The sequence below is a fragment of the Dolichospermum sp. UHCC 0260 genome (assembly GCF_009711985.1).
Lineage (GTDB): Bacteria > Cyanobacteriota > Cyanobacteriia > Cyanobacteriales > Nostocaceae > Dolichospermum > Dolichospermum lemmermannii.
In genome coordinates this window covers 76,560-102,275 of sequence record NZ_VIKZ01000009.1, presented here as the reverse complement: position 1 = coordinate 102,275, position 25,716 = coordinate 76,560, and the positions used below count along the sequence as shown (strand labels likewise).

The following is a 25,716-nucleotide window of genomic DNA, read 5'->3' as shown; positions in this document are numbered from 1 at the left end:
AACAACTAACCAATTATCCATTTCCAGCCTAAACTAGATAATTAGCAACTTGGATAATTACCAATTTATTTACTAAGCAGGTCTAAAAGAATGGAACTAACGCTAGAAAATGTAGAAACCGTATTAGACGAGATGCGCCCTTATCTCATTTCTGATGGTGGTAACGTGGAAATTGTAGAATTGGATGGACCAATTGTTAAGCTCCGATTACAGGGTGCTTGTGGTTCTTGTCCTAGTTCTACTATGACTCTGAGAATGGGAATTGAACGCCGTCTCAAAGAAATGATTCCCGAAATTTCTGAGATAGAACAAATCATGTAAATCACTGGTAATGGGTAATGGGGAAAGAGGTAATTGGTAAGATATACTTGTCAACTGTTCCCCATTATCTATTTTCCGTCACCTACTCTTTTGTATATTATATGTCTCATCCTTTGCACGTTGCGGTTATCTGGCATCAACATCAACCGTTGTACAAGTCTCCTGAAAATGGTAGTTCTTTGGTGACTAGTCAGCAATATCGCTTGCCTTGGGTACGGTTACATGGAACTAAGGATTATTTGGATTTAGTATTATTGTTAGAGAAGTATCCTAAGTTACACCAAACTGTGAATTTAGTGCCTTCATTAATCTTGCAAATAGAAGATTATGTTGCAGGTACGGCTTTTGACCCTTATTTAACTGCTAGTTTAACGCCGGTAGAAAAGTTGACTCGTGAACAAAAGGAGTTTATTGTTCAACATTTCTTTGATGCTAACCATCATACTTTGATTGATCCTCATCCTCGTTATGCCGAATTATATTATCAAAGACAGGAACAAGGACAAAGTTGGTGTTTAGCAAATTGGCAGTTGTCAGATTATGGTGATTTATTAGCTTGGCATAATTTAGCTTGGATTGATCCTTTATTCTGGAATGATCCAGAAATTGCTGCATGGTTAGCACAAGGACGTAATTTTAGTTTAGGCGATCGCCAGCGCATTTATTCCAAACAACGGCAAATTCTCAGCCAGATTATTCCCCAACATCGGAAAATGCAGGACAGTGGACAATTAGAAGTTACCACGACTCCCTACACTCACCCGATTTTACCTTTATTGGCTGATACTAACGCCGGACGGGTAGCTGTGCCACAAATGACATTACCTAAACAGCGGTTTCAGTGGGTGGAAGATATTCCTCGACATTTACAAAAATCCTGGGATTTATATATAGATAGGTTTGGACAAGATCCTAGAGGTTTATGGCCTTCCGAACAGTCCGTTAGTCCAGAAATCTTACCGTATATTATTAAACAAGGCTTTAAATGGATTTGTTCAGATGAAGCCGTTTTAGGTTGGTCATTAAAACACTTTTTTCATCGTGACGCTGCGGGAAATGTCCAAGAACCAGAATTGCTTTATCGTCCCTATCGTCTACAAACTCCAGCAGGTGAAGTGGCGATTGTTTTCCGTGATCATAGACTATCAGATTTAATTGGCTTTACCTACGGGTCTATGCCAGCAAAAAAAGCCGCAGCAGATTTAGTGGGACATTTGCAAGCTATTGCTAAACAACAAAAAGAAAGTAACGACGATCAACCTTGGTTAGTTACAATTGCCCTAGATGGGGAAAATTGTTGGGAATTTTATCCCCAAGATGGGAAAGAATTCCTAGAAACATTATACGAAAGTTTGAGTAATCAATCCAATATCAAACTTGTCACTGTTTCCGAATTCATTGAAAAACACCCACCCACCGCAACTATTCCCGCTGCACAACTCCATAGTGGTTCTTGGGTAGATGGCAATTTTACCACATGGATCGGCGATCCAGTTAAAAACCGCGCCTGGGACTATCTCACCGCAGCTAGACAAGTCTTAGCAAATCATCCCGAAGCCACAGAAGAAAACAATCCCGCAGCTTGGGAAGCATTATACGCTGCTGAAGGTTCAGACTGGTTTTGGTGGTTTGGAGAAGGACATTCTTCCAATCAAGATGCCATTTTTGACCAATTATTTCGGGAACATCTCTATGGCATTTACAAAGCCTTAAATGAACCCATACCCCCATATCTGCACACTCCGCTGGAAATCCATGAAGCCCGTGCAGACCATAAACCACAAGGCTTTATTCATCCGATCATAGATGGTAAAGGTGATGAACAGGATTGGGATAAAGCCGGACGCATTGAAGTTGGTGGTGCAAGGGGAACAATGCACAATAGCAGCACTATTCAACGTTTATGGTATGGGGTAGACCATTTGAATTTTTATGTGCGAGTAGATTTTAAAACTGGCGCTGTTCCCGGTCAGGATTTACCACCAGATTTACACCTACTTTGGTATTATCCAGATAGAACAATGGTGAATAGTTCCATACCTCTAGCAGAAGTACCGGACAGCGCACCTTTAAATTATCTATTTCACCATCATTTAGAAGTGAATTTACTCAGTCAATCTGTGCAGTTTCGAGCAGCAGGAGACGATCATTTATGGTATCCTCGTGCTACTCGCGCCCAAGTTGCGTTAGGTTCTTGTTTAGAAATAGCAGTACCCTGGGCTGATTTGCAAGTCCCTCCAGATTATCCTCTGCGGTTGATTTTGGTGTCTTCTGATGATGGTTGTTTTTCTGGTTATGTGCCGGAAAATGGTTTGATTCCGATTGATGTTCCTTAGTGAAGATGATTCCCGGTTTTTTTGATCGGGAGTCTAAATTTTTTATCTCACGCAAAGGCGCAAAGGCGCAAAGGAAGAGTTAGATTTTGTATTTTTGGTGAAAGTTGGACTAGAATCTTTGTTCAGCCGTCTTCATGCGGATTTTTTCTTGGCCATTTTCGGGCAGTTTTTGGGTTTTGTACAAGATGATTTATAATAATGATTATCATTTTTGGTGAGTTATATTATGTCGTCTGAAAACTCGTCTACGGATAACCTCTTGCATCTTTCTCAGCGTCCTCGTCGTCTCCGTCGGACTGAAACTTTACGGAAAATGGTACGGGAAACTACTTTAAGTGTGGATGATCTGATTTATCCCATGTTTGTTATGGAGGGGGAAGAAGAAAAAGTAGAAATCGCTTCTATGCCAGGATGTTATCGCTATTCTCTAGATTTACTCCTGGAAGAAATTGCGGAAGTGTCACGGTTGGGTATTAATGCTGTTGCGCTTTTCCCGGTTATCCCAGAAGATCAAAAGGACGACATAGGTACAGAAAGCTACAATCCAGAGGGATTAATCCAGGAAACTGTTAAAGCTATTAAAAAAGCAGTCCCGGAAATCTTGATTATTACTGATGTAGCCCTTGACCCTTTTACTACTCATGGTCATGATGGTTTGGTTGATGAAAATGGCAAAATTCTCAATGATCCAACTTTAGAAGTGTTAGTCAAAATGGCACTTTCCCAAGCGGAAGCGGGAACTGATTTTGTTGCCCCTTCTGATATGATGGATGGTAGAATTGGGGCAATTCGCACGGCTTTAGATGCTGAAGGTTATATCAATGTAGGGATTTTGGCATACTCCGCAAAATATGCCTCTGCCTATTATGGACCATTCCGGGATGCTTTGGATTCTGCTCCCAAATTTGGCGATAAAAAAACCTATCAAATGGACGCAGCTAACGCGAAAGAAGCTTTAAAGGAAATTGAATTGGATATTGCTGAAGGTGCAGACATCATTATGGTCAAACCCGCATTAGCCTATCTAGATATAATCTGTCAGGTAAAAGCAGCTACAAATTTACCAGTCGCAGCTTATAACGTTAGTGGTGAATACGCCATGATTAAAGCGGCTGCTCAATATGGTTGGATTGATGAAAAAAAGGTGATTTTAGAGACTTTAACCAGTATGAAACGGGCTGGTGCTGATTTGATTTTAACTTACTTTGCCAAGGAAGTGGCTTTGATGTTGATGTAATGGTTGCCAGTCCTTATCTCCCTATTATCTATTATCATGGGTGGTTTAGCAGCTTTACAAGTTAGTCCGACAGCCAGAAATTTATCCGGTGCAAGAATGGCTTGTGAAAAAATTGTCCCAGCGATCGTTAAGCCCAGTGTATCTTTTTCTCATAGTATCACTGAAGTCAAAGCCAGCTAACAACACTTCAAAATATTTTCCCCAAAATCAACTCCAAAATTAGTAACATTCACACCTTTTTGCGCTATACTGATAACGATTCTCATTTTTGTTTGATATGGTCAGTTCATTAACCCAGTCTCAAGACAGCTTGAACCTGCACGAAGACGACAAACTTACACGAATTCGTCACACCAGCGCCCATATCATGGCAATGGCGGTACAAAGACTATTTCCAGGGACTAAGGTAGCAATTGGACCTGTCACAGAAATTGGATTTTACTACGATTTTGATTGTCCAGTCAGCATCACCCCTGATGACTTAGGCAAAATTGCAATCGAAATGCAACGGATAATCAAAGTTAACCTACCTATTATCCGGGAAGAGGTGGAACGAGCCGAAATTCGCGCCGAAATTGCCGAATTAAACGAGCCTTACAAGCTAGAAATCTTAGAACGTATACCCGAATCAGAAATTATCACCCGCTACTTCATTGGTACTCCTGAAACTGGTAATTCAGAAACTTCATTGTTTGTCACAGATATTCAACCAGCGAATAACTATTGGTGGGATTTGTGTGCGGGTCCTCACATTAACTTTACTGGTGAAATTGATCCTCATGCCTTTAAATTATTAAATGTTGCTGGTGCTTATTGGCAAGGTGATGAAACTAAACCTCAGCTACAACGGATTTACGGGACAGCTTGGCAAACAAAAGCAGAATTAGCAGCTTACCTCCAACTAAGAGAAGAAGCCCTCCGTCGAGATCATCGCAAGTTAGGTCAAGAACTTAACTTATTTAGTATTCAAGAAGAAGCCGGTGGTGGTTTAGTATTTTGGCATCCCAATGGCGCAATTATTCGCTACATAATTGAAGATTATTGGCGCGAAGCTCATCTAGAATCTGGTTATCAATTACTGTATACACCTCATATAGCCAATCTCAACCTATGGAAAACATCGGGTCATTTTGACTTTTATCAAGAAAGTATGTTTGACTCGATGGATGTGGAAAATCAGGCTTATCAAATTAAGCCCATGAATTGCCCTTTTCATGTTCTAACTTATAAACATCAACTTCATTCCTATCGAGAATTACCATTAAGATGGGCAGAATTAGGAACAGTTTATCGTTACGAACGATCTGGAGCATTACATGGTTTAATGCGAGTCAGAGGATTTACTCAAGATGATGCTCATATCTTCTGTTTACCTGACCAAATTGCTGATGAGATATTAGGAGTTTTAAATCTCACTGAGCAGATTTTATCAGATTTTGGTTTTAAAGAATATGAGGTCAATCTTTCTACCCGTCCTGATAAATCAGTCGGAACTGATGATGTTTGGGAATTAGCCACAACAGCACTAGAACAAGCTTTAAATACTAAAGGCTGGAATTATGTTGTTGATGCAGGTGGTGGAGCTTTCTATGGACCAAAGATAGACATTAAAATAAAAGATGCTATTGGTCGTTTGTGGCAATGTTCAACTATTCAGGTAGATTTTAATTTGCCAGAAAGGTTTGATATGGAATATATTGCTGCTGATGGTAGTCGGCAAAGACCAATTATGATTCATCGGGCTATTTTTGGTTCTTTGGAACGCTTTTTTGGCATTTTAATTGAGAACTATGCAGGGGATTTTCCCTTGTGGTTAGCACCTGTACAATTGCGGTTGTTACCTGTAAGTGATGACTTTCGAGAATATGCAAAATCAGTAGCAACAGACTTAAAAAAAGCCGGATTTAGGGTAGAAGTAGATAGCAGTGGTGAACGTTTAGGCAAACAAATTCGCATAGCACAATTAGAAAAAATTCCCGTTGTTGCTGTTGTTGGTAAGAAAGAAGTAGAAAGCAAAACTTTGAGTATTAGAAGTAGACAAGCTGGAGATTTAGGAATTCTGACTTTAACTGAACTTGTAGATCATTTACAAGCAGCAAAAGATTAGGATCAAAGAAGTCAGTAATCTTTTAAGAACACTGATTTAAACATTCAACCAATAAAACCATTAGATTTCAATATGAATACCATCACTCTCAATACAACAAATACAATTCCTGAAATTCCCAAACAAGGAATGCCCATTACTATTATTACGGGATTTCTCGGAAGTGGTAAAACTACGCTTTTAAATCAAATCCTACAAAATAAACAAGATTTAAAAGTCGCTGTTCTCGTCAATGAGTTTGGTGATATTAACATTGATAGTCAATTACTAATTTCTGTAGACCAAGATATGGTAGAACTTAGTAATGGCTGTATATGTTGTACAATTAATGATGGTTTAGTTGATGCTGTTTATCGAGTTTTAGAACGAGAAGAACGCATTGATTATCTAGTAATTGAAACCACTGGTGTTGCTGACCCTTTACCAATTATCCTAACTTTTTTTAGCACAGAACTGAGAGATTTAACTAACATAGATTCGATTCTCACAGTGGTAGATGCTGAAGCATTTGACGAAGAACACTTCCAGAGTGAAGCAGCTTTAAAACAGATTACTTATGGGGATATTATTCTCCTCAATAAAACAGACCTTGTTACCCCAGAGAAAATTCAAGAAGTAGAAAATTTCATCCATGATATCAAGCGTGGAGCGAAGATTTTACATACTCAATATGGTGAAGTTGCTTTACCATTAATTTTAGATGTGGGTTTAACACCAAAAGATAAGTACATTGCTATTGATGACGAAGATACTCATAAACATGAACATCATCATGAACATGAGCATCATCATCATCACTCTGATCATTTAGACAATGATGGGTTTGTTTCCATTTCTTTCCAAAGTGATAAACCATTTGATGTGCATAAATTTGAGAATTTCCTAACCGAAGAAATGCCAGAAAATGTATTTCGAGCTAAGGGTATTTTATGGTTTAGTGATAGTGAGTTACGTCATATCTTCCAACTGAGCGGACCTCGTTACACTTTGCACGCTGATGAATGGTATACTTCACCGAAAAATCAGGTAGTTTTTGTTGGCAGAAAACTGGATACTAATGAGATTTACACAAAACTTAACAAATGTTTGTTATAGTTTAATAGTAGTAACTAATGAGCAAATTTAGTTAATAGATATTCGACTATTAACATCCACCATAACTCATCCCACTAAACTTAGAAAATGACTTTATCTATTCGTCCAGAACTAACTTCTGCTGCTGATATAATTTCATCTTTATCTAATCAGCAACAGCCAACTGTAACAGAGGCAGACATGATGCAAGCTGTACGCACTCTACTGATTGGACTAGGAGAAAATCCAGACCGTGAGGGATTAAAAGATACTCCCAAAAGAGTTGTTAAAGCGTTAAAATTTCTTACAAGTGGATATGATCAATCTATAGATGAACTGCTAAATGGAGCAGTATTTACAGAAGATGCAAATGAAATGGTTTTAGTCCGGGATATTGATCTTTTCAGTTCCTGTGAACACCACATATTACCAATCATTGGCCGCGCTCATATCGCTTATATTCCTAATGGTAAAGTCATAGGATTATCAAAAATTGCCCGCATTTGTGAAATGTATGCTCGACGTTTACAAGTGCAAGAACGGCTAACTTTACAAATTGCTGACGCACTGCAAGGTTTACTCAAACCTCAAGGGGTTGCAGTGGTAATTGAAGCAACTCATATGTGTATGGTGATGAGAGGAGTGCAAAAACCAGGTTCTTGGACTGTTACCAGTGCTATGCGTGGTGTGTTTTCTGAAGACGCACGCACTCGTGAAGAATTTATGAATTTAATTCGCCACAGTGCTAATTTTAAATAGGCTTTGTGTGATGTAGGGATAAGAGATTTTTTATCTCTACATTATATTGATATTTGAACGCAGATAAACGCGGATAAACGCAGATAAAAAGGGATAAGTTATCATGATTGGAAATTTGAAATTTAATGAGCAGGGGTTAATTCCGGCTATAGCTCAAGATTATCTTGATGGTACTGTTCTAATGATGGCTTGGATGAATGCAGAATCAATTCAAAAAACCCTGGCTACAGGTGAAGTTTATTATTGGAGTCGTTCCCGTTCTCAGTTGTGGCATAAGGGGGCAACATCTACACATATTCAAAAGGTAAAAGAGCTTTTTTATGATTGTGATGGTGATACAATTCTCATCAAAGTTGAGCAAGTTGGTGATATTGCCTGTCATACTGGAGTAAGAAGTTGTTTTTTTAATTCTGTGGGAATTTTATCTCATAAATTATAATTTATATTGATTATGACTTTACCAATTATTACCGTTGTCGCTGGATTATTTGGATCTGGAAAAACTACCTGGATCTGTCAACAAATTCGAGATATTAAATCTATTGAAAAAGTAATTTATTTTTCTCCAGGAACGGGGAATATTCCCATTGATCAAACTAAAATAGCTACTGAATTTCCTGATCTGAAAATATTTGGTGATGGTCAAGAAATTGAATTTCTATATCACATTCCCACAGCAGATAGTGTTTATGTTGAATTAGGTTCTTATCTAGAGTTAAATAGTATATCAAAAATATTAGATCATCTCACTTACCACGCTATAGCAATTATTCCAGAGGAGTTAAAAAACTCTGAATATGATAGTTGGGCAGATGAAATTATCTATGGCGCACCAGTTCCAACTATAATTGTAGAAAATTTATGGCGGGTAGAAACTACGGGGCAAGTAATTGATGAAAATAGTTTAGATGAATTTTGGTATGAAATAACTCACGGCGCTTATGGGATTGTTACCCGTGCTAAGGCAATTTTCGATGTTAATGATGGACGTTCTCTTTCCTGTGATTTTGTCTCTGGTGTTCCCCAAACAGACTTTTTAGAATTAAACGTACCAAGGTATTTAGAAGGTAGACCTCAGCGATTTAGTGGCATAGAAATAGCCGGAAAAAACTTAAATGAAACCGCTTTAAAAGCAACATTATCTGATTGCTGTTTATCTGAATCCATGATTTTGCAATATCAACAACAAGTACAACAAATTTTATTAGAAGGTCAACAAGTATGAAAATAGCTGTCATGTCATGTATTCATGGTAATTACGAAGCCTTAGATGCTGTATTATTAGATATTGACAATCAAAAAGCTGAAAAAATATTTTGTGTTGGTGATTTAGTGGGATATGGACCCCACCCTAATGCGGTAATTAACCAAATTCGCTCCTTGGATATTCCTACCTGCGCTGGTTGTTGGGATAAAGATATTGTGGAAGGATTGAATGCTTGTGATTGTAGTTATCCTTCAATATTGGCAGAAAAAAGAGGACTAAAAGCTCACCAATGGACAAATCAGGAAATACACCCGGAAAACCGGGAATTTTTGGCCAATTTACCCCATAGTCTCCAATGGCAAAACTTAGCCTTTGTTCACGGTAGTCCCCATAGCAACCATGAATATTTATTACCTGAATTGGATGCTTTTGTCGCTTTAGAAAGGGTACTTTCCACAGGTGCAGATGTGCTATTTTGTGGACATACTCACGTTCCTTATACTCGTAATCTTAATGCTGGTGAGTTACAAGTTCAGGTTAATAATCCAGCAGAATCACGGAAAATTAACTTTTCATCTGCGCTGAAAAAGATTGTTAATGTTGGTTCTGTTGGAGAACCTCGACATGGACGACCAAATGCAACTTATGTAATTTATGAAACTGATACTCAAGGGGTGACTTTGCGGGAAGTTACCTATGATTATCAAAAAACCTGTGCAGCAATTATCGAAAAGGGATTACCAGAAATCTTTGCTTGGCGTTTAGCCCATGGCTTAGAGTATGCTGAACGGGCAGAAGATCCAACTCATGTTTGTACCAGATAAAAGAACTAATCCAAAATCTAAAATCTAAAATCCAAAATTGACTATGTGGGCAATATTGAGTGGAATTGAAGGAAATTTGCCAGCCTATGAAGCTGTGATAGCTGATATTAAGCTGCAAAGCCGTTACATAGAGGTATTATATATTATCGGTGATTTAGTCGGTCCAAGGCGAGAATGTGAACAGCTAGTGGAAAGGGTAAAATCACCGCGACGGGGTGAATTAGCACCAATGGTTTGTAAGGGATGGTGGGAAGAACAGTGTTTGATTTTACATGGTTTGGGTCCGACTGGAGACGCACCGGAATTACTGGCAAAATATGGTGGTGATACTGTGCAGATGTTGTGGGATTGTGTTTCCCGTCAGACAGTACAATGGTTGAGAAACTTGGATTTTGGTTTTTTTGAATTAGATTGTTTATTAATACACGGTTCGACAGCAGGTGTAAATGATGAACTTACTCCCGATACTCTCCCTATTCAAATGCTAGATAGATTATCAAGAATGCAAGCAAATAACCTATTTTGTGGTCGTTCTGGGTTAACTTTTCAGTATCAGTTACAAGCTGGTTCTATTAGCAGTGAAATTACTACTCTTGATCATCAATTGTCCCCGCAAATTGTCACGGTTACTCCTAGTCAAGTGATTGGAGTGGGAAACGTGGGACGGACACCAGGAGAAGCAACATATACTCTCTACAATCCTGGGACAAATCAGGTGAAGTTTAAAACTGTGTATTACGGACAAGCTAAGGGTTTTCAAAAGCGGCAGATTTGTAACTAAGGTCTAGAAAGACCTAATACTCGCCATTTTTCCCGACTCAGAAAAAAGCCAATCCCATTACTATTAGTACAAGTTAAACCAGTTTTTTGGGAAACACACTTAAAACCACCATTGTTCCAAGTCCGTCCATAAGCCAAAACGGGTTTATTTTTATCAGCGACAGTATCACTAATACACAAAATTTCTGGTCTAGCATCAGCAGGTAACAAAAAACCCATTCCCCAATCAAACCCGCAATATCCAGGGTAAGGTTGAGGCGGTTTGGGTTTTAGCGAAGTATTGATTTCACAGCGTAAACTATTTGTTTCTCCTTCACTTAGCTCGCAAAACATATTACCACTGGGGGATTGAAACCCTTTTGGTGCAGCAATACTTACCTGTGGCAATACAGTTACTATGCTGGTAACTACAAAGATAATTGGTTTGATCAATTGTTTATACATAATTGGATCATATCTGAAAAGGTTGGGTTGGGAAACGGTTACATTCGCACGGCAAATGGTACGGAGGCGTTAGCCATAGTGTGGCAAAGCCATAACCCCACAAATGCGTATTTGTTGCGCTGTCGCTTAATCCAACAAAGCAAAAAATGGCGAAGGTATTGAGAATAATAAGATTATTTCTATAACTGTGAAAACGGGTCTTTAGATATGATATGTGTAAGTTGGAGTAAATTCCGTGCCAATGGATATTTAAAGGTGTTTTGACGGATAATAGCAAACTTCTTTGGCAGATTAAGCCGGATTTGTGACTTTCGCTGCTGAGAAGTTTTGACAACAAAAATTTGTAATTGTTTAGCTTTCCCGACAGAAGCCCCATGCTCACTCTCAGGAGCGTGGGATGAATGGCGCGTGAGTTGACGACAGTTCCCTGACTAATGTGCGTAGCACGAGAGAAGGGAGACAGGTCGGAAACGAACACTCTCTTATTCTTGCGGTGAATTTTGATTTTCAATATATTTTCGTAACGTTGAGATAGTTACCCCACCACAACTAGCAACAAAATAAGACCCGTTCCAAAAAACATCTTTCCAATAAATCTTGGCTAAATGTTCTGAAAATTCTTGGCGTAATTTCCTAGAAGAAACTGATTTAAGATTATTTATCAGTTTGCTTAATTCTAAGTCTGGGTGGTATTGGAATAAGCAATGGATATGATCTTCTTCTCCGTTGAACTCCACAAGCTTGCAATCCCATTTAACTAATAGTTCTTCTAAAATGACGTGCAGCCGATGTAACATCTCTCCAGTAAAGGCTTTGCGCCTATATTTTGTTGTTAAAACTAGATGTACTTTTAAATCACTGACAGACCTTCCCTTTGAGACAAAATCATTTTTCATAGGACTCTTGCCATATTTTTTATAATTGGTGTATACTGAAATAGTAACACCAACACCAGAAAAAGGCAATAATCAGGTGCGGATATCATACCAATACAAAATTAAACCGACAAAAGAACAAGCTGAAAAGATTGATGAAACGCTAGAAAAATTGCGTTATCAATACAATTATTTGCTTGCTCAACGGTTTAATTGGTATGAACAGTGCCGTTCTCCTATTGATAGGTGTTCCATTTTCGTTTGTCATTTACCAGAACTCAAGGATAAACCGAATTATTACAGTCAAAAAGCATCATTAACACAACTCAAAAAAGACCGCCCTTGGTACAAAAGCATCCATTCTCAGGTGCTACAGGAAGTCCCAAAGAAAGTTGAATTAGCTTTTGATAGATGGCTAAACGGTGATGTTAACCGTAAAAAATCGGGTAGACCTAGATTTAAAGGTGTTGGACAATACAAAACATTTACGTTTCCTCAGTTCAAACGACATCACTTTAATGACAACAAGATTACGTTATCAAAAATAGGTGATATTAAAGTAATTGTTCATCGTCAAATACCCGATGGTTTTGAGATTAAAACTGTGTCTGTTACTAAAAAATCAGACGGGTATTATGTAACCCTAAGCCTTGACGACAAAACAGTTCCAACAATTAAACCTGATTTTAATGCTAATAATATTGTTGGTATTGATGTAGGTTTAATTGATTTTATTGTTACCTCAGATGATGAAAGAATTGCCGCCCCTAAATTTTTGCGTAAAGCTGAACGCAAATTAAAATCTGCACAGCGTCGCGTCTCTCGTAGAAAAAAGGGGTCTAACCGACGCAAGAAAGCTATTAAAAAGCTGGGTATCCAACACAAGAAAGTATCCGATACCCGCAAAGACTTCCACTTTAAAACAGCAAATAATCTACTCAAAAAGTACGATGTTATTGCTGTGGAAAAGTTGAATATAAAAGGACTCGCTAGAACATGGTTGGCAAAAAGTATCAATGATGTCGGTTGGGGACAATTTATTTCGATACTAACAGTCAAAGCCGAAAATGCTGGGCTGAAAGTAATCGCTGTAAATCCAAACGGTACAAGCCAAGAATGCTCTAGTTGTGGTCACAAAGTTAAAAAGCCGCTATCCCAAAGAATGCACAATTGTCCTGTATGTCATGCGAGTTTGTGTAGGGATCTAAATGCTGCTATAAATATAAAGAACCGTGGGACACACGGTCTTAAAGCTCAACCAATGTCCGGATTAGGAGTCGTTGAGAAGCCCACACTCACCTGTTCGCGCAAGCGTGCCGCAAGGCATAAGGGAGTGTGTGGAGTATGTCACAAATTGTAATTTTAGGTTCGGGAATCTATGTTAACCAACGCGCAAACCCCCACTATCACAAAAGATTCATCTGATGTTCTCCCTGGTGTAAATGCTCAGGCTAGAGTCAGTCAGTTTATGCAGAATGTGCAGGATGAAATTACCCAAGGTTTAGAGAAATTAGATGGTCTGGGGAAGTTTCAGGAAGATAGTTGGCAGCGTCCAGAAGGGGGTGGTGGGCGATCGCGTGTCCTGCGGGATGGGGCGATCTTTGAACAAGCAGGGGTAAATTTTTCTGAAGTTTGGGGTTCTCATTTACCTCCTTCAATTTTAGCCCAACGTCCAGAAGCAGCAGGACATGGATTTTATGCAACGGGTACTTCTTTGGTGTTGCACCCACGAAATCCTTATGTACCTACAGTCCATTTAAATTACCGCTATTTTGAAGCAGGTCCAGTTTGGTGGTTTGGTGGAGGTGCGGATTTAACACCTTATTACCCCTTTGCTGAAGATGCAAAACATTTTCATAACACTTTTAAACAAGCTTGTGATCAACACCATCCTGAGTATTATCCTGTGTTTAAGCGGTGGTGCGATGAATATTTTTATCTGAAACATCGGGATGAAACACGAGGAATTGGTGGTTTATTTTTAGATTACCAAGATGGTCAAGGTTCTATCTATCGCGGACCAGATCCTCATGGGGACGCAGCTATTTATAGTAATCAGGTAGGTCAATTACCGTCACGGAGTTGGGAAGATATATTTGCTTTAGTTCAAGATTGTGCTGGAGCATTTCTACCTGCTTATGCGCCAATTGCGGAACGCCGACAGGGGATGGAATACGGCGATCGCCAACGTAATTTCCAATTATACCGTCGTGGTAGATATGTAGAATTTAACTTGGTTTATGACCGAGGGACAATTTTTGGACTGCAAACCAACGGCCGCACAGAATCAATTCTCATGTCTCTACCACCTTTAGTTCGTTGGGAATATGGCTACAAACCAGAACCTAATTCTCCTGAAGCTGAGTTGTATGAGACTTTTCTAAAACCGCAAGATTGGATAAACTGGAAACCAAGTCAAGCATAAGCAGAGGTACAGGGGAGCAGAGGTGCAGAGGAGAATATTTTTCTTCCCCATCCCCAATCCCCAATCCTCAGTTATTTTCATCAAATACTATGAATTTAAGTTACACTAAGGGTGAGGTATCATCCTCTGTATATGGATTGATAGTTCCTCACTTTGTGAGTGTGTTGATTAGCAAATCTTAGCAAAAAAGTATCGGTTCAGTGATTAATATAGATCAAAAAACCTTTACAACTGAAGACGGTCATACCGTTATGGTATTGACCCCCGCTGGTCGCTTAGATATTACTACTGCTTGGCAATTTCGTCTCAAGCTACAGGAGTGTATTTCTAAACACAGTCCTCATGTTGTTGTCAATCTCGGCCAAGTAAATTTTATTGATAGTTCTGGGCTGACTTCTTTATTAGCTGGGATGCGTGAAGCTGATAGGGTTAATGGTAGTTTTCGGATTTGTAATGTTCATCCAGAAGCCAAGCTGGTGTTTGAAGTCACAATGATGGATACTGTATTTGAAATCTTTGAGACGGAAAAACAGGTTTTAGAGACTCGGCACCAGATTTTCACTGGTCCATAGGATTTATCAACTCCTTTTTGATCTGACTTTCGCTAATTAGCTCTGATTAGTTCATACTAGATAACAGGAATACGTCTTTACTAAAATTTTCTTTGTGAATAACGTCCGTACAGTATCTGATACAAAAAGAACCTTTTACACTCTTCATACCAGGCCGATTAATACTATTTACCGCCGGGTAGTGGAAGAGTTGATGGTAGAAATGCACCTACTATCAGTCAATGTTGATTTTAGCTACGATGCGATTTATGCCTTGGGCGTTGTCACAACTTTTGACCGCTTCATGGATGGCTACCAACCAGAACAGGACAAAGAGTCAATTTTTCGGGCAATCTGTCAGGCTGTGGAACAAGACCCCCAGGGCTACCGACAAGATGCCTCCAGATTGCAAGCTTTAGCTGCCAGTTTACCAGCTAAAGATTTGATTGCTAGTTTAAGTCAAGCAAGTCCCCTCAATCAAGATGCAGATTTGCAAAAGCAACTAGAAGCGGTGGCCGCAAATTCCAACTTTAAATATAGTCGTTTATTTGGCGTTGGTTTATTTGCATTATTAGTCCAGTCAGATCCTGAACTTGTCAAAAAAGATGAGCAAAGGGCTGAAGCACTAAAAGCAATCTCTAACGGGTTACATATCTCTGAAGATAAACTCATCAAAGATTTAGAACTATACAGTTCTAACCTGGAAAAAATGGCGCAAGCACTCATAGTCATGGCAGATATTTTGACAGCAGATCGGAAAAAACGCGATGCTTTAAAGCAAGCCTAACTATCAGCACTATCCCGTACTAATAAATAATTTGGGAACGGGATATCCATGTTGAGAAATCCCCCAAATAGCAAAAAGCCCGCTTACATATCAAAGTGTTTAGCGGGCTTAAAAATTATTGAAAATTGAAAATGGAGCTTATGGGAGTCGAACCCATGTCCAAATTGGGTATTAACCCTCCACTCGTTCACAGGTTTAGCCTCTCTGACCCTCAAGGCGGGAATCGTTCATTATCCCGAACGTAGGATGCTCTGATTTAATCTTAGCCTTCAAGCCAACCAGAGAACGCTTGTTGGAGCATCCGTTGGGGGTTAGGTCTTTAATCCTTAACGGAGTCAAATTAAAGACGCTCGAACCTATTAGAGGTTTCTTAGGCAGCTACTAGAGCTTCCCGACGAGCAAATTTTACGATATTGTTCGCATTTACTTTTTTTTTGAGTCTTTGATTTGCGAGAGATGACTCGCTCTCGACCTGAATCACAGAGTAGCTTTCGCCAACCTGTCGAAACCGTTAAAGCCCCATGTACTTCACACTTTTATTATAGTACAGAATTTTGCAATTTGACAAATAAGTTGATTACCATTCCTGTTGCTGAAAACTGGCGTTGCTGATTAAGGGTATGAATTTTAGTCTATCCTAATTATGTAGATGCCGCTACACAACCAACTTCTTTTAAAGTTTATCCTCGTTTTTATCGCCGGCTGCAATTAAATCTCAACAACCCTATTCATGCTTTTCTGTGGTTAACCAGTGCTATTACTTGAGAAAAGATATATCAAGATAGTACATCACGGCGTAAATAAAGCAACTATATTCAATCGCCAAAAAGCTTACTGTATATTAGTTTTGACCTTTGACTTTTGACTTTTGACTTCCGCCCTGCGGTAATAGTCCCTATAAATTGCGGGTAAATCCGTCTGCGGGGGCTTTATACTCGACAGGAATTTATGTACAAATACGTGGGTTAGAAGGCATAATAAATGGCATCTACCATATAGAAGTTGAGAATAATTGTCTGACCTTAATTTATGAATTAGGCGATGATGGATTGGATAATTATGTTATACCAAATAAATGTATTAACGGATTCATCTTTTTAGTTAGTTGTGTTTATCATAGGTCTAGCTGGAAATATCAAGACAGGAGTTTGAGATATTGTTTGTTGGATAGCGGACACCATTTAGGTGCTATCGCTGCTTTTTGCATATCTTCATGAAAACAACATACAACTAGGCTTTGATTTTGATAAACTTATTCTCAATGCAGATTTGGGATTTGAGAATAAGGAGTTTATTACTAGTTGTGTGATATCACCAGAAGCGCAAGAAAAACCAGTCAGACGCTTAAGGCTACCTATTCCTTTTGTCTGTGGTACTGACTATTTTCAAGTTAATCAATGTGTTGAAGATGCCTATCAAACAACGTCTTTACAGCCTAGTCACCAGCAGCAGCTAGAACATCCTCAATTTAATTTTGACCGAGAACGGTCTTTGGAGAACGTTTGGAATAGGTGTCCGATTATTTGAGTTATCAAACGGCTATGCAATTAGCCGGATTTGTCGGACAGAGAGTGTATTTATTTAGCAACTATTGGGGAATAGATTGTAGTGGTATTGGTGCTTTCTATGATGATGAAACCCAAGCCTTGCTAGAAACCAATAAAGACGTATTGTATGCAATGGCAATTGGTAAATAAATAGGAAAATAACTGGAAATGGCGAGAACAGAACATCAATTCCATGCTGATGATAAGCACCCTATACAGCCAACATCAGCAGATATTATGCTTCGACAACAATTGGAGCATTCAATTAGCAAATACTTTTATGAAGGATGCGATCGCATTATTCATAGTTTGTTGTCTAATTGTCGTTGGTATGCCACAACTCACGCGAGTATTTTGACTTTAGTAATTGAATGCCCTGACCAAGTTACTAACTGGCAAATTTTGCAACAAATTGTCCCTATGGCAAATGTTCTTTATGGCATTGTTAGCAGTGCCAAAATCCGGATTTGTCCTCCCGATAGTCAAACTGTACCTTTTGAAATGAGAGTAGATGAGTTGCCAGTTTATCGTGATTGGATCTGATGCAATTGGGGATTTGAGATTGTTGATTAAGCTATCACATTCTGTTGGATAACTGTAATTAGTTCGGCAAAAACTAAATCAGCAGAACGTTGAACAACAGGACTTAATTCCAGTCCAAAATCCAGATTTGCAGCTTCAATCAAATAGACTGTCACCTCTTGAGGAAAATCATCTAAAAAGATTTTTCTCCCAGCAGCCAAGGCATGATCCCAGCGAAAATCATGTAAGTTGTAACTAGGTTCGGGCAGTGCTTCTAGTTCGTTCCCTGGGACTTTAAATATAGCACCTGCTTCTGAACCTGTGCAACTAGCATCAAGAATAATTAATTTTTCGCTACCTCTCGCTTGAAACATCACTTCCATTCCCGCAGTTCCACTATCGAAAATGCGGATGTTGGAGTGAGGATTTTGGGCGAGATATTGCTGTAAACGTTGGGCGATAATTACGCCGACAGCATCATCATTCCGATTGAGATTGCCACAACCAATGATAGTTAGCATGGGATATTTATAATAACATGAATATTATCAACTTTGCACAAAAAATTAAAATTTACGGAAATTTTGACTACATCTTTGATCATTGACTTTATAGTAGCTATAGCGCACAAGATCCCCGACTTCTTGTGTAATCGTCTCCATAAACTATCAAGCAATGCTCAGAAGTCGGGGATCTGATGTTTATTTTCTCTGCGTTTATCTGTAGTGGTTAGTCAAAAATCATTCTTACCCATCAGATATAATTGCAATATGCTAGTATTTCGTGATACAGATACTAAAGGTAGAGGTATATTTGCCCAGCAAGATTTTGCTAAAGGAGATTTAATTGAAAGAGCCGCTGTGATTGTGATTCCTAAACAGCAAGTTAAGTTAATTACTAAAACGGTGTTATTAAATTATTATTTTGGTTGGCATGGAGAAAGCGGGGCAATAGGTTTAGGTTTTGCTTCTCTTTTTAATCATTCTTATCATCCCAATGCGGTTTATATTAAGAATTTTGCTAAAAATGTAATTGATATTGTTGCTCATCAATATATTCGGGAAGGGCAGGAAATTACGATTAATTATAATGGGCAGGTTGATGATATTTCCCCTGTTTGGTTTGATGTAGAAGAGTAGGTTGGGTTGAGGTAAGGAAACCCAACATTTACTATTGTCAGAATCAGGATTTTCAGGATTAAAGGATTTTCAGGATTATTTATTGATAATTTATTCATTTTGAGTACATAAATTCCTGTGTCTAATATTAAAAATTAACATCTACTTCCTGAATTAAATAATCTGGCATTTGCCGGAGTTGAGCAATAGTTTTATCTTGGATATTCATACAAATTTTAACGCAGGGTTATTTGTGCATTTGCTATAATTATAACTCAATGATATGGCTACGCTATCAGACAATTATTGTCAAAAAGGATACTACTATGAGTACATCTGTTAAAACAATCAAAGTCTACGACGAAATTGTAGATTTCATTGCTGCTGGTACTACTCCCGAAAGTGTGATTAACTTCCACCTTTCCGAAACAGCACAAAACCGTTTAGAGGATTTAATTGATAGTGCTAAAAATAATGAACTAACGAAACAAGACAAGGAAGAATTAGAGTATTTTTTGACTCTGGAACACATTATTAGATTAGCTAAAGCTAAGGCTCATAAATATATTAACGCTGAGGGTAAATAAGATGTCTCGTACTTACATTAATTTAGAAATAAGGCGTTTAGTTGTGGAACGTGCTGGTAATATCTGTGAATATTGTCTAATTTCAGAAGAAGATACTACATCTTGTCAAGTTGATCATATCATTAGTGTCAAACATGGTGGAGCAAGTACGGATGATAATCTCTGTTATGCTTGTGTTTTCTGTAATTTGCAAAAAGGTACAGATTTAGGTTCAATTAATTGACGAAATGGTGAATTAGTGAGATTTTTTAACCCTCGTAGAGACTTTTGGGGTGATCATTTTCAACTTAATGAAGCTATCATTCAACCATTAACAGATATTGGTGAAGTAACATCCCGTATTCTCGATTTTAACAAAAATGAACGAATTATAGAAAGGCAATTATTGATAGAAGTTGATAAGTATCCACCAACAGCAGCAAAAGAAAAAATGAGTAAGAATTAGTGTCAATGACAATTCTTTGCTCAATCATCACTTTCAAGAATTTCTTTGAGCTTTTCTTCTGTCATACCTTTTGCTTCAGCATTTTTGCCAACTTGATCACAAAATTCCTGAAACTTATTTTTTAGCAATTTAGTCAATCTTTGATACTCATATTGTCAGAATCAGGATGCTCAAGATTAAAGGATTAACAGGATTGTTTATTGATGATTTATTCATGTTAAGTACATAAATTCCCATTTCTAATATTAAAAATAAACATCCTGTAAATCCTTAAATCCTGTAAATCCTGATTCAGACAAAAGTTTATAATTCTCCGCGTTTTTCTGGGTGGGAATTACCCACCCTACAAATCTATAAACTCACACCATGTTTTTTGGCAATTTCCACAAGTGTTTCATATTGATGTTGTGATGCTTTAGCTAAAATTGCATCAGCTTCTTCTGGATTACTACCATCTTTAGGAATTAAATACTTAACATAAAGAGAAACAAAATCAACCACAGCGGCTAAACCTGTTAATTCGTGTTTATCGGCTTGTTTACCTGCAATTACAGCCACCAAACCTGCTCTAATTGGGTCAGGTCTTACCTTCATAAATTGGTCAACTAATTGCTTAGAATAATCCGCTGGTGCTAAATTCTTTAACTTACTTTGATCGGGTTTAAATTCTAATCCTGCGGCTGTTGACTGATCCAACATACACCATTCTATAAATTCTTGCAATGCAGCTTCAGGAAGTTGAGGAAGATATTGATGTAGTTCTAAATTAGACACAATTAGTTACCATTTTTAGTATTTAGTAATTCCTAATTGATAATTCTTAATCTGATAGTTAGGAATTATCAATTATTCCTTAAAATTCAGACTAACCCACTGATTTGGGAACTTTTGTACTGCACATAACAATTATATAGAACCCTGACAGATCCCCGACTTCTCTAAGAAGTCGGGGATCTTAAATTAAGCTGTTCTAAAACGAGCCAATTCTTCCCCAGTTTTCGCGTCGTGGGCATGAACTGTACAGACCAAACATGAATCAAAAGAACGGGCTACATGACCGACTTCTACGGGGTCTTTCGGGTCTTGAATTGGCGTTCCAATTAATGCTTTTTCGATTGGTCCGAGTTGTCCTTCTCCGTCACGGGGTCCAATATTCCAAGTACCAGGAGCGATAACTTGATAATTTTTAATTTTGCCTTTTTCGATTTCTACCCAGTGACACAATGCACCTCTAGCAGCTTCCGTTGCACCCCAACCTTTACCATCTTTTTCTTCTGGTTTAATATACCAAGGATCGTTTAATTTAAACTCTCTTAAACAACGTTCAGCTTGACGATATAGTTTAACTATTTCGTGGACTCTTCCTAATTGCCGAAGATGAACACTTGCACCACCCATTTGCTTGAATGTGTCGAGAATAAATGGGTCATAATGTTGCCAAGATTCCCCATGATTTCCCCCGGCAACTAATTGACGAGCGAGGGGTCCTGCTTCTAAACGTCCTAAGTCTTGGTGGAGGACTGCACTTGACCAAGAATATGCCCCATTGAAGTCTTTTTGATTGTGATTAATTGGCTTTGTTGTGCGATCGCTTGGATGCCAATTTTCTGTACCCTCATCATACCAAGAATGGGTTAAATTCTCACGGGCAAATGATTGATTCATCAAAGCATGAGTATCAGTGAAGCTATCATAAACGCCGCCTTTCATAATTACAGCAGCGTTACGTCCTTCAATGGTGGGTTTATTGTATTTATCCTCATGGGGAATATAACCCCAAGTCACATATTTACCCACACCTGCACCATATCTATCTAAACCGATATCTAACCCCATGCGCCAATATAAACCTAAGTCTGATTCTCGATGTTTAACATCTTCATTTAACCACTTTTGAAAGTCTTCATAAGATTGAATTTCTTCATATCTTTCTAAAGAACATCCTAACCAAACCGGTTCTAACCAATTGGTGCGGAAATATTCCAAAATTGCCCAGGCGCGGGTAATATCAGTTAAAGTGGGGGCGCACATCACACCACCAGGCACCATATAACTGCTGTGCGGCCATTGTCCACCTAATAAAGCGTAGATTTCTACAGGTTTACTAGAAATTGTAATGCCGATTTCATAGGATTTACCTGTGAATGCAGCAAAGCGCCGACAAGCTTCATCATAAAAGTGACTCCGGCGATAATTTTTATTAGTTAAATCAATGGCAAACAAGCCATAAAAGTAGCGGGGAATACTTTGGATTGTTTCGACAATTTGACCTAAGTTTCTCGCTAAAATTGCATTTCTCGGAACTTCTGTTCCCCAAGCTGTATCCAACGCCCAAGAGGCAGAACTCAGGTGAGAACCGCCACAAATTCCACAAATTCTAGGAGTAACAATTAAGCCGGCTTGAGGGTCTTTTCCGCGTAAAATTATTTCAAATCCGCGAAAAAGTTCGGCGTGAGTCCAAGCGTTTGTGACATATCCATTTTCAATTTCAACGCGTACATCTAAATCACCCTCGACTCTACCAACGGGTGAAATATCTAAGGTTTGAATTGGCATATTTGTCCTTTGTTAGTTGTCATTAGAATTTTTGTTTCGCGCAAAGACGCAAAGGGGCAAAGGCGCAAAGAATATAATTGTGGCAATAATTCTCTTAACCACTGACTAATGACTAAGTGGGTGAACACAATAGAACCAATCTGTGTAAAGAAAAGTAAAATCCCCCAAACCCTCTTCACTATTGCCTATTGCCTCTTACCTTGCCATAAGGACGATTTTCAATGCTAACCTACTTACTGACCAATGACTAAACTGTAAAAAAGTCTTCGTCTGCCCATTTTGGGGCTGTGTTTTTGGCAACAACGGTGAGGACTGCGTAATCTTTGTGGTTGACTCCGGGGGGAATTTCTTTGGGTACTCCCATGACGGTTTGGGTTTTAAAGACTGTTCCAGGTTTGAGGTCGAAAAAGGGAAATTCGGGTTCTGTGCAGCCTAAACAGGGCATTCCGGCGCGGGTTTTGGAGGAGACGCGATTCCAGAGAATGCGGTTACAGGAGGCATGAGTCATGGGACCACGACAACCTAAGTCGTAAAATAGACAACCTTTGCGTTGTCCAAATTCGGTGGTTGTGGCTTTGTATGCAAAGTGAATGTTGCGGGTACAACCGGTTTCGGCGTAGGTGTTAAAGAAGGTTTGGGGACGGTGCAGTTCATCAAGAACTATATCATCAATTCGTCCAGTGGCGATCGCTACTAATATCTGCGTTATCCAGTCGGGGTGTGCGGGACAACCAGGAATATTAATTATCGGTAAGCCGGCTTGACTGACAAAATCTGAACCTAAAAAACCGCCTTCTTCCCGTTTGAGAAATTGCAGTCCTTTGGAGTCGCTGGGGTTGGGTGACATAGCGGGAATTCCTCCCCAACTTGCACAGTCTCCCACAGCCACAATAAATTTCGCAACTTTGGCTAAATCGTTTAACCAATCTTTCATGGGACGGTCGGCAAACCGATTCCATTCTCCTGTACCATTAGGGGCGTTAACTACGCTACCTTCAAATACCAAAATATCTACAGGAATTTTACCAGAAATACAGTCCCATAAAAGGGTTTTGACGTTTTCACCTAATTCTACACCCAAGGAAGGATGCCAAAGTATTTTCATCCCAAAATCAGCAATTAAATCACAAGCTGTTGGTTCTTCGGCATTTAGAAACGACATGGTGTCACCCGAACAAGCACCACCTTGTAGCCAGAGTACATTAGTCATTAGCTATGTCTTTCTATATATGTTGACAATGCACAATTAAAGAAGTTCTGTAGGGGTATAATTTCCCTTTTGAGAGGATTTACTTGTAGAGAATGACCTATTGATCAATATTTATTATTTTAAATCAAGGTGTTATTTAAAGCAATTAATTTTTTTTAAATAAAAATTAAGAATTAGCATAATTGGATGTTATGGTCAGAAAAGTAGTGAGGGCAAAATCATGGATATCGAAATTAATCAACGGTATTTGATAGTATTTCCCCAACCTTTAAAGTTTTTCCTGCTACTGTTACTTGATCATCATCTCCTAATTTTCGTCCTCTGCGCGTTTCCACTACACCATTAACTTTGACTTCACCATCAACAATCATCCATTTAGCTTGACCTCCGGTAGCGGTGATACCGGAAAACTTTAAAAACTGGTCGAGTTTAATCATTTGCTTTTACCCACTACTTAAAAAGTATTATCTATAGCAATATATCAGAATTTAGGATTTTGGCAACAATTTAAATTCTTGCAAAGCCGGTAAGAAGTTTTTATTTTCATGGCTAGAACGACTCAGTTTAATCAAGGCAAAACGCTGTAAAATAGTTAAGCTTGCCCATGCCTCAGTTGTGATGATCACACCTATTTCCTGGGCTTTTGCGTGAATACTGCTGGGAATAGCGGTATTATCCATCCATGCTGGATGAGTTTCAATGGGTAATTCGGCTACCGGTTTACCAGTGAGTTGCAATACCAAATCTTGAATATAATGTCTGTAATCATGAATTTGACCATCTGTATCGCAAGGTAATATCGCTAAATTTTGACGTGATTCTTGATTCATCTGATTCCATTCTGCTAATTTTAGCTTAATACCGCAAGTGTCTAATTTATAGCGGACTTGCATAGGAATACAACGCCAGGAATCAACAAAATCTGCTTCAAATTCAAAAAAATTTGTCATAAAATTGGTGATAATTATAAAATATAGATTTATATAGAAATCCTAAACCAGATGTATTCATGTAACGTGCCGTAGACATACATTTCTCATATTCTCTTCCTCTGCGCTCTCTGCGTCTCTGTGGTTCGTTAAAAACAAAATATAATATGTAACTATTGTAAACAATTTATGAGAAAATACAGTTAATTTTTATTAAATAGAATCCAAACATTATGAATATTGATTTACGGTATCATGTTACGACTATTGTTTTAGCAGGTGGTAAAAGCACTCGCATGGGTAGGGATAAAGCTTTAATTCCCATGGTCGGTGTCCCCATGTTGCAATTAATTTGTACTATTGCTGAAGCTTGCACTGATAAAGTTTATATAGTAACTCCCTGGCCAGAACGTTATCAAGAATTGCTAACACCTAAAAGTCAATTTATTCCAGAAGTTCCTTTACCTGGGGAAACTGGAAATGAACCCCGCACTCATGGACCACTTGTAGGTTTTATGCAAGGTTTAGCAGCAGTAAAAACAAATTGGGTTCTATTATTGGCTTGTGATTTACCAAATTTGCGGCTAGAAATTTTACAAAATTGGATAGGTCAATTAGATACAATTCCCGAAAATAAAATAGCAGCTTTAGTCCAAAATAATCAAATCTGGCAACCTTTATGTGGTTTTTATCGCCGTCGTTGTTTACCAGAATTAAGGCAGTATATTGAACAAGGTGGACGTTCTTTTCAGCAGTGGTTAAAATCTTATTCTGTAGAAGTATTACCTTTGGAAGATTCACAAATGTTATTTAATTTTAACAAGAATATCCCCGAATAATAAAACCCAGGGATATACCCCTGTTCTGTCACTCTCCGAAAACATTTGCCATTTCTGAATTCTAGAGTCTTTGCATAGGAAGCGAACTGCTTGCAGCAGCGCTTCGCTATCGCACAATTTTTTGCTAATCACAAATCCAACACCCATTTTTTTCTAATAGGATAGCTTGTATGGGTGGACTGATAAAGCTTTCAGAGATTGCCCTCCCGGAAAGTGACAAAAGAGGGATACAGCAC

General features: G+C 38.5%; 30 protein-coding genes, 1 other RNA gene and 2 pseudogenes. 24 read left to right on the top strand and 9 right to left on the bottom strand.

Annotation, left to right across the window (positions count from 1 at the left end; genetic code table 11):
- The first annotated feature begins 90 nt into the window (after window positions 1-90).
- The 11 genes and pseudogenes from FJR08_RS05995 (at window position 91) to FJR08_RS05945 (ending at window position 10,646) form a co-directional block, all read left to right on the top strand.
- The gene (locus tag FJR08_RS05995) at window positions 91-321 is read left to right on the top strand and encodes a NifU family protein (RefSeq protein ID WP_148761854.1); all 231 of its coding nucleotides are present in this window, start codon (window positions 91-93) and stop codon (window positions 319-321) included.
- A 101-nt stretch (window positions 322-422) separates the two neighbouring features.
- Window positions 423-2,657: a glycosyl hydrolase gene (locus FJR08_RS05990; RefSeq protein WP_015079344.1), complete on the top strand. Its 2,235-nt coding sequence runs from the start codon at window positions 423-425 to the stop codon at window positions 2,655-2,657.
- A gap of 226 nt (window positions 2,658-2,883) precedes the next feature.
- Window positions 2,884-3,894 (top strand): porphobilinogen synthase, encoded by a 1,011-nt coding sequence (hemB, locus tag FJR08_RS05985; RefSeq protein WP_168632535.1) that lies wholly within the window; start codon window positions 2,884-2,886, stop codon window positions 3,892-3,894.
- Window positions 3,895-3,897: 3 nt separating this feature from the next.
- Window positions 3,898-4,074: pseudogene (locus FJR08_RS05980) on the top strand (FAD-dependent oxidoreductase); the annotation flags it as partial.
- A 97-nt stretch (window positions 4,075-4,171) separates the two neighbouring features.
- Window positions 4,172-6,001 carry a threonine--tRNA ligase gene (gene thrS, locus FJR08_RS05975; RefSeq protein ID WP_168632534.1) on the top strand — a complete coding sequence of 610 codons (1,830 nt, stop codon included), beginning with the start codon at window positions 4,172-4,174 and terminating at the stop codon, window positions 5,999-6,001.
- A 72-nt stretch (window positions 6,002-6,073) separates the two neighbouring features.
- Window positions 6,074-7,096: a GTP-binding protein gene (locus FJR08_RS05970; RefSeq protein WP_168632533.1), complete on the top strand. Its 1,023-nt coding sequence runs from the start codon at window positions 6,074-6,076 to the stop codon at window positions 7,094-7,096.
- A gap of 87 nt (window positions 7,097-7,183) precedes the next feature.
- Window positions 7,184-7,834, top strand: coding sequence for a GTP cyclohydrolase I FolE (folE, locus tag FJR08_RS05965; protein WP_148761862.1), 651 nt, complete (start codon window positions 7,184-7,186; stop codon window positions 7,832-7,834).
- A gap of 103 nt (window positions 7,835-7,937) precedes the next feature.
- Window positions 7,938-8,273: a phosphoribosyl-AMP cyclohydrolase gene (hisI, locus tag FJR08_RS05960; RefSeq protein WP_168632532.1), complete on the top strand. Its 336-nt coding sequence runs from the start codon at window positions 7,938-7,940 to the stop codon at window positions 8,271-8,273.
- Window positions 8,274-8,285: 12 nt separating this feature from the next.
- Window positions 8,286-9,059 carry a GTP-binding protein gene (locus tag FJR08_RS05955; RefSeq protein ID WP_168632531.1) on the top strand — a complete coding sequence of 258 codons (774 nt, stop codon included), beginning with the start codon at window positions 8,286-8,288 and terminating at the stop codon, window positions 9,057-9,059.
- Window positions 9,056-9,865, top strand: a complete 810-nt coding sequence (locus FJR08_RS05950) for a metallophosphoesterase (protein WP_015079350.1) — start codon at window positions 9,056-9,058, stop codon at window positions 9,863-9,865. Before FJR08_RS05955 ends, FJR08_RS05950 begins: the two co-directional genes overlap by 4 nt.
- A gap of 37 nt (window positions 9,866-9,902) precedes the next feature.
- On the top strand, window positions 9,903-10,646 hold the full coding sequence (locus FJR08_RS05945) for a metallophosphatase (RefSeq protein WP_168632530.1): 744 nt from the start codon (window positions 9,903-9,905) through the stop codon (window positions 10,644-10,646).
- Here FJR08_RS05945 and FJR08_RS05940 read toward each other — a convergent pair.
- Entirely contained in the window at window positions 10,643-11,089 is a 447-nt protein-coding gene (locus tag FJR08_RS05940; protein WP_168632529.1) for a DUF6636 domain-containing protein, read from the bottom strand. The genes FJR08_RS05945 and FJR08_RS05940 overlap by 4 nt on opposite strands.
- Window positions 11,090-11,571: 482 nt before the next feature.
- Window positions 11,572-11,985 (bottom strand): IS200/IS605 family transposase, encoded by a 414-nt coding sequence (tnpA, locus tag FJR08_RS05935; RefSeq protein ID WP_168632528.1) that lies wholly within the window; start codon window positions 11,983-11,985, stop codon window positions 11,572-11,574.
- A gap of 76 nt (window positions 11,986-12,061) precedes the next feature.
- Here tnpA and FJR08_RS05930 point away from each other — a divergent pair, with 76 nt between their 5' ends.
- The 4 genes from FJR08_RS05930 (at window position 12,062) to psb29 (ending at window position 15,727) form a co-directional block, all read left to right on the top strand.
- Window positions 12,062-13,324, top strand: a complete 1,263-nt coding sequence (locus FJR08_RS05930; protein WP_168632550.1) for an RNA-guided endonuclease TnpB family protein — start codon at window positions 12,062-12,064, stop codon at window positions 13,322-13,324.
- Window positions 13,325-13,342: 18 nt separating this feature from the next.
- A complete protein-coding gene (gene hemF, locus FJR08_RS05925; RefSeq protein ID WP_168632527.1) occupies window positions 13,343-14,389 on the top strand; it encodes an oxygen-dependent coproporphyrinogen oxidase in 1,047 nt (348 codons plus the stop codon).
- Window positions 14,390-14,589: 200 nt separating this feature from the next.
- Window positions 14,590-14,961, top strand: coding sequence for an STAS domain-containing protein (locus tag FJR08_RS05920; RefSeq protein ID WP_015079354.1), 372 nt, complete (start codon window positions 14,590-14,592; stop codon window positions 14,959-14,961).
- A gap of 94 nt (window positions 14,962-15,055) precedes the next feature.
- On the top strand, window positions 15,056-15,727 hold the full coding sequence (psb29, locus tag FJR08_RS05915) for a photosystem II biogenesis protein Psp29 (RefSeq protein ID WP_168632526.1): 672 nt from the start codon (window positions 15,056-15,058) through the stop codon (window positions 15,725-15,727).
- A gap of 129 nt (window positions 15,728-15,856) precedes the next feature.
- Here the strand turns inward: psb29 and ssrA are convergent.
- Window positions 15,857-16,248, bottom strand: a transfer-messenger RNA (tmRNA) gene (gene ssrA, locus FJR08_RS05910).
- Window positions 16,249-16,363: 115 nt separating this feature from the next.
- Between ssrA and FJR08_RS23505 the strand changes: the two are divergent.
- From FJR08_RS23505 to FJR08_RS05900, 4 genes and pseudogenes are all read left to right on the top strand, one after another.
- A pseudogene (locus FJR08_RS23505) lies at window positions 16,364-16,502 on the top strand (SagB/ThcOx family dehydrogenase); the annotation flags it as partial.
- Between the two features lie 410 nt (window positions 16,503-16,912).
- Complete coding sequence (locus FJR08_RS24215) at window positions 16,913-17,254, top strand: hypothetical protein (protein WP_371415543.1); 342 nt, start codon at window positions 16,913-16,915, stop codon at window positions 17,252-17,254.
- Complete coding sequence (locus tag FJR08_RS24210) at window positions 17,251-17,424, top strand: hypothetical protein (protein WP_371415542.1); 174 nt, start codon at window positions 17,251-17,253, stop codon at window positions 17,422-17,424. The genes FJR08_RS24215 and FJR08_RS24210 overlap by 4 nt, the downstream gene beginning before the upstream one ends.
- 18 nt (window positions 17,425-17,442) lie before the next feature.
- A complete protein-coding gene (locus FJR08_RS05900) occupies window positions 17,443-17,817 on the top strand; it encodes a hypothetical protein (protein WP_168632525.1) in 375 nt (124 codons plus the stop codon).
- A 26-nt stretch (window positions 17,818-17,843) separates the two neighbouring features.
- Here FJR08_RS05900 and FJR08_RS05895 read toward each other — a convergent pair whose 3' ends face one another.
- Entirely contained in the window at window positions 17,844-18,317 is a 474-nt protein-coding gene (locus tag FJR08_RS05895; RefSeq protein WP_168632524.1) for a hydrogenase maturation protease, read from the bottom strand.
- 249 nt (window positions 18,318-18,566) lie between these two features.
- Here FJR08_RS05895 and FJR08_RS05890 point away from each other — a divergent pair, with 249 nt between their 5' ends.
- The 4 genes from FJR08_RS05890 (at window position 18,567) to FJR08_RS24200 (ending at window position 19,946) form a co-directional block, all read left to right on the top strand.
- Window positions 18,567-18,935 carry an SET domain-containing protein gene (locus FJR08_RS05890; protein ID WP_168632523.1) on the top strand — a complete coding sequence of 123 codons (369 nt, stop codon included), beginning with the start codon at window positions 18,567-18,569 and terminating at the stop codon, window positions 18,933-18,935.
- A gap of 305 nt (window positions 18,936-19,240) precedes the next feature.
- Complete coding sequence (locus FJR08_RS05885; protein WP_168632522.1) at window positions 19,241-19,501, top strand: hypothetical protein; 261 nt, start codon at window positions 19,241-19,243, stop codon at window positions 19,499-19,501.
- Window position 19,502: 1 nt separating this feature from the next.
- Window positions 19,503-19,724 carry an HNH endonuclease signature motif containing protein gene (locus FJR08_RS24205; protein WP_323294493.1) on the top strand — a complete coding sequence of 74 codons (222 nt, stop codon included), beginning with the start codon at window positions 19,503-19,505 and terminating at the stop codon, window positions 19,722-19,724.
- A gap of 15 nt (window positions 19,725-19,739) precedes the next feature.
- Window positions 19,740-19,946 carry a hypothetical protein gene (locus FJR08_RS24200; protein WP_323294494.1) on the top strand — a complete coding sequence of 69 codons (207 nt, stop codon included), beginning with the start codon at window positions 19,740-19,742 and terminating at the stop codon, window positions 19,944-19,946.
- Window positions 19,947-20,297: 351 nt separating this feature from the next.
- On the opposite strand, the gene FJR08_RS05870 is transcribed toward FJR08_RS24200, so the two are convergent.
- The 5 genes from FJR08_RS05870 to FJR08_RS05850 form a co-directional block, all read right to left on the bottom strand.
- A complete protein-coding gene (locus FJR08_RS05870) occupies window positions 20,298-20,720 on the bottom strand; it encodes a hypothetical protein (RefSeq protein ID WP_168632521.1) in 423 nt (140 codons plus the stop codon).
- 186 nt (window positions 20,721-20,906) lie between these two features.
- Complete coding sequence (locus tag FJR08_RS05865) at window positions 20,907-22,502, bottom strand: nickel-dependent hydrogenase large subunit (protein ID WP_168632520.1); 1,596 nt, start codon at window positions 22,500-22,502, stop codon at window positions 20,907-20,909.
- A gap of 247 nt (window positions 22,503-22,749) precedes the next feature.
- A complete protein-coding gene (locus FJR08_RS05860; protein WP_168632519.1) occupies window positions 22,750-23,712 on the bottom strand; it encodes a hydrogenase small subunit in 963 nt (320 codons plus the stop codon).
- Between the two features lie 233 nt (window positions 23,713-23,945).
- The gene (locus FJR08_RS05855; RefSeq protein ID WP_168632518.1) at window positions 23,946-24,149 is read right to left on the bottom strand and encodes an RNA-binding S4 domain-containing protein; all 204 of its coding nucleotides are present in this window, start codon (window positions 24,147-24,149) and stop codon (window positions 23,946-23,948) included.
- Window positions 24,150-24,200: 51 nt separating this feature from the next.
- Window positions 24,201-24,662 carry a nitrate reductase associated protein gene (locus FJR08_RS05850; RefSeq protein WP_168632517.1) on the bottom strand — a complete coding sequence of 154 codons (462 nt, stop codon included), beginning with the start codon at window positions 24,660-24,662 and terminating at the stop codon, window positions 24,201-24,203.
- A gap of 212 nt (window positions 24,663-24,874) precedes the next feature.
- Between FJR08_RS05850 and FJR08_RS05845 the strand changes: the two genes are divergently transcribed.
- Window positions 24,875-25,480 (top strand): molybdenum cofactor guanylyltransferase, encoded by a 606-nt coding sequence (locus FJR08_RS05845; RefSeq protein WP_168632516.1) that lies wholly within the window; start codon window positions 24,875-24,877, stop codon window positions 25,478-25,480.
- Window positions 25,481-25,716: the final 236 nt, after the last annotated feature.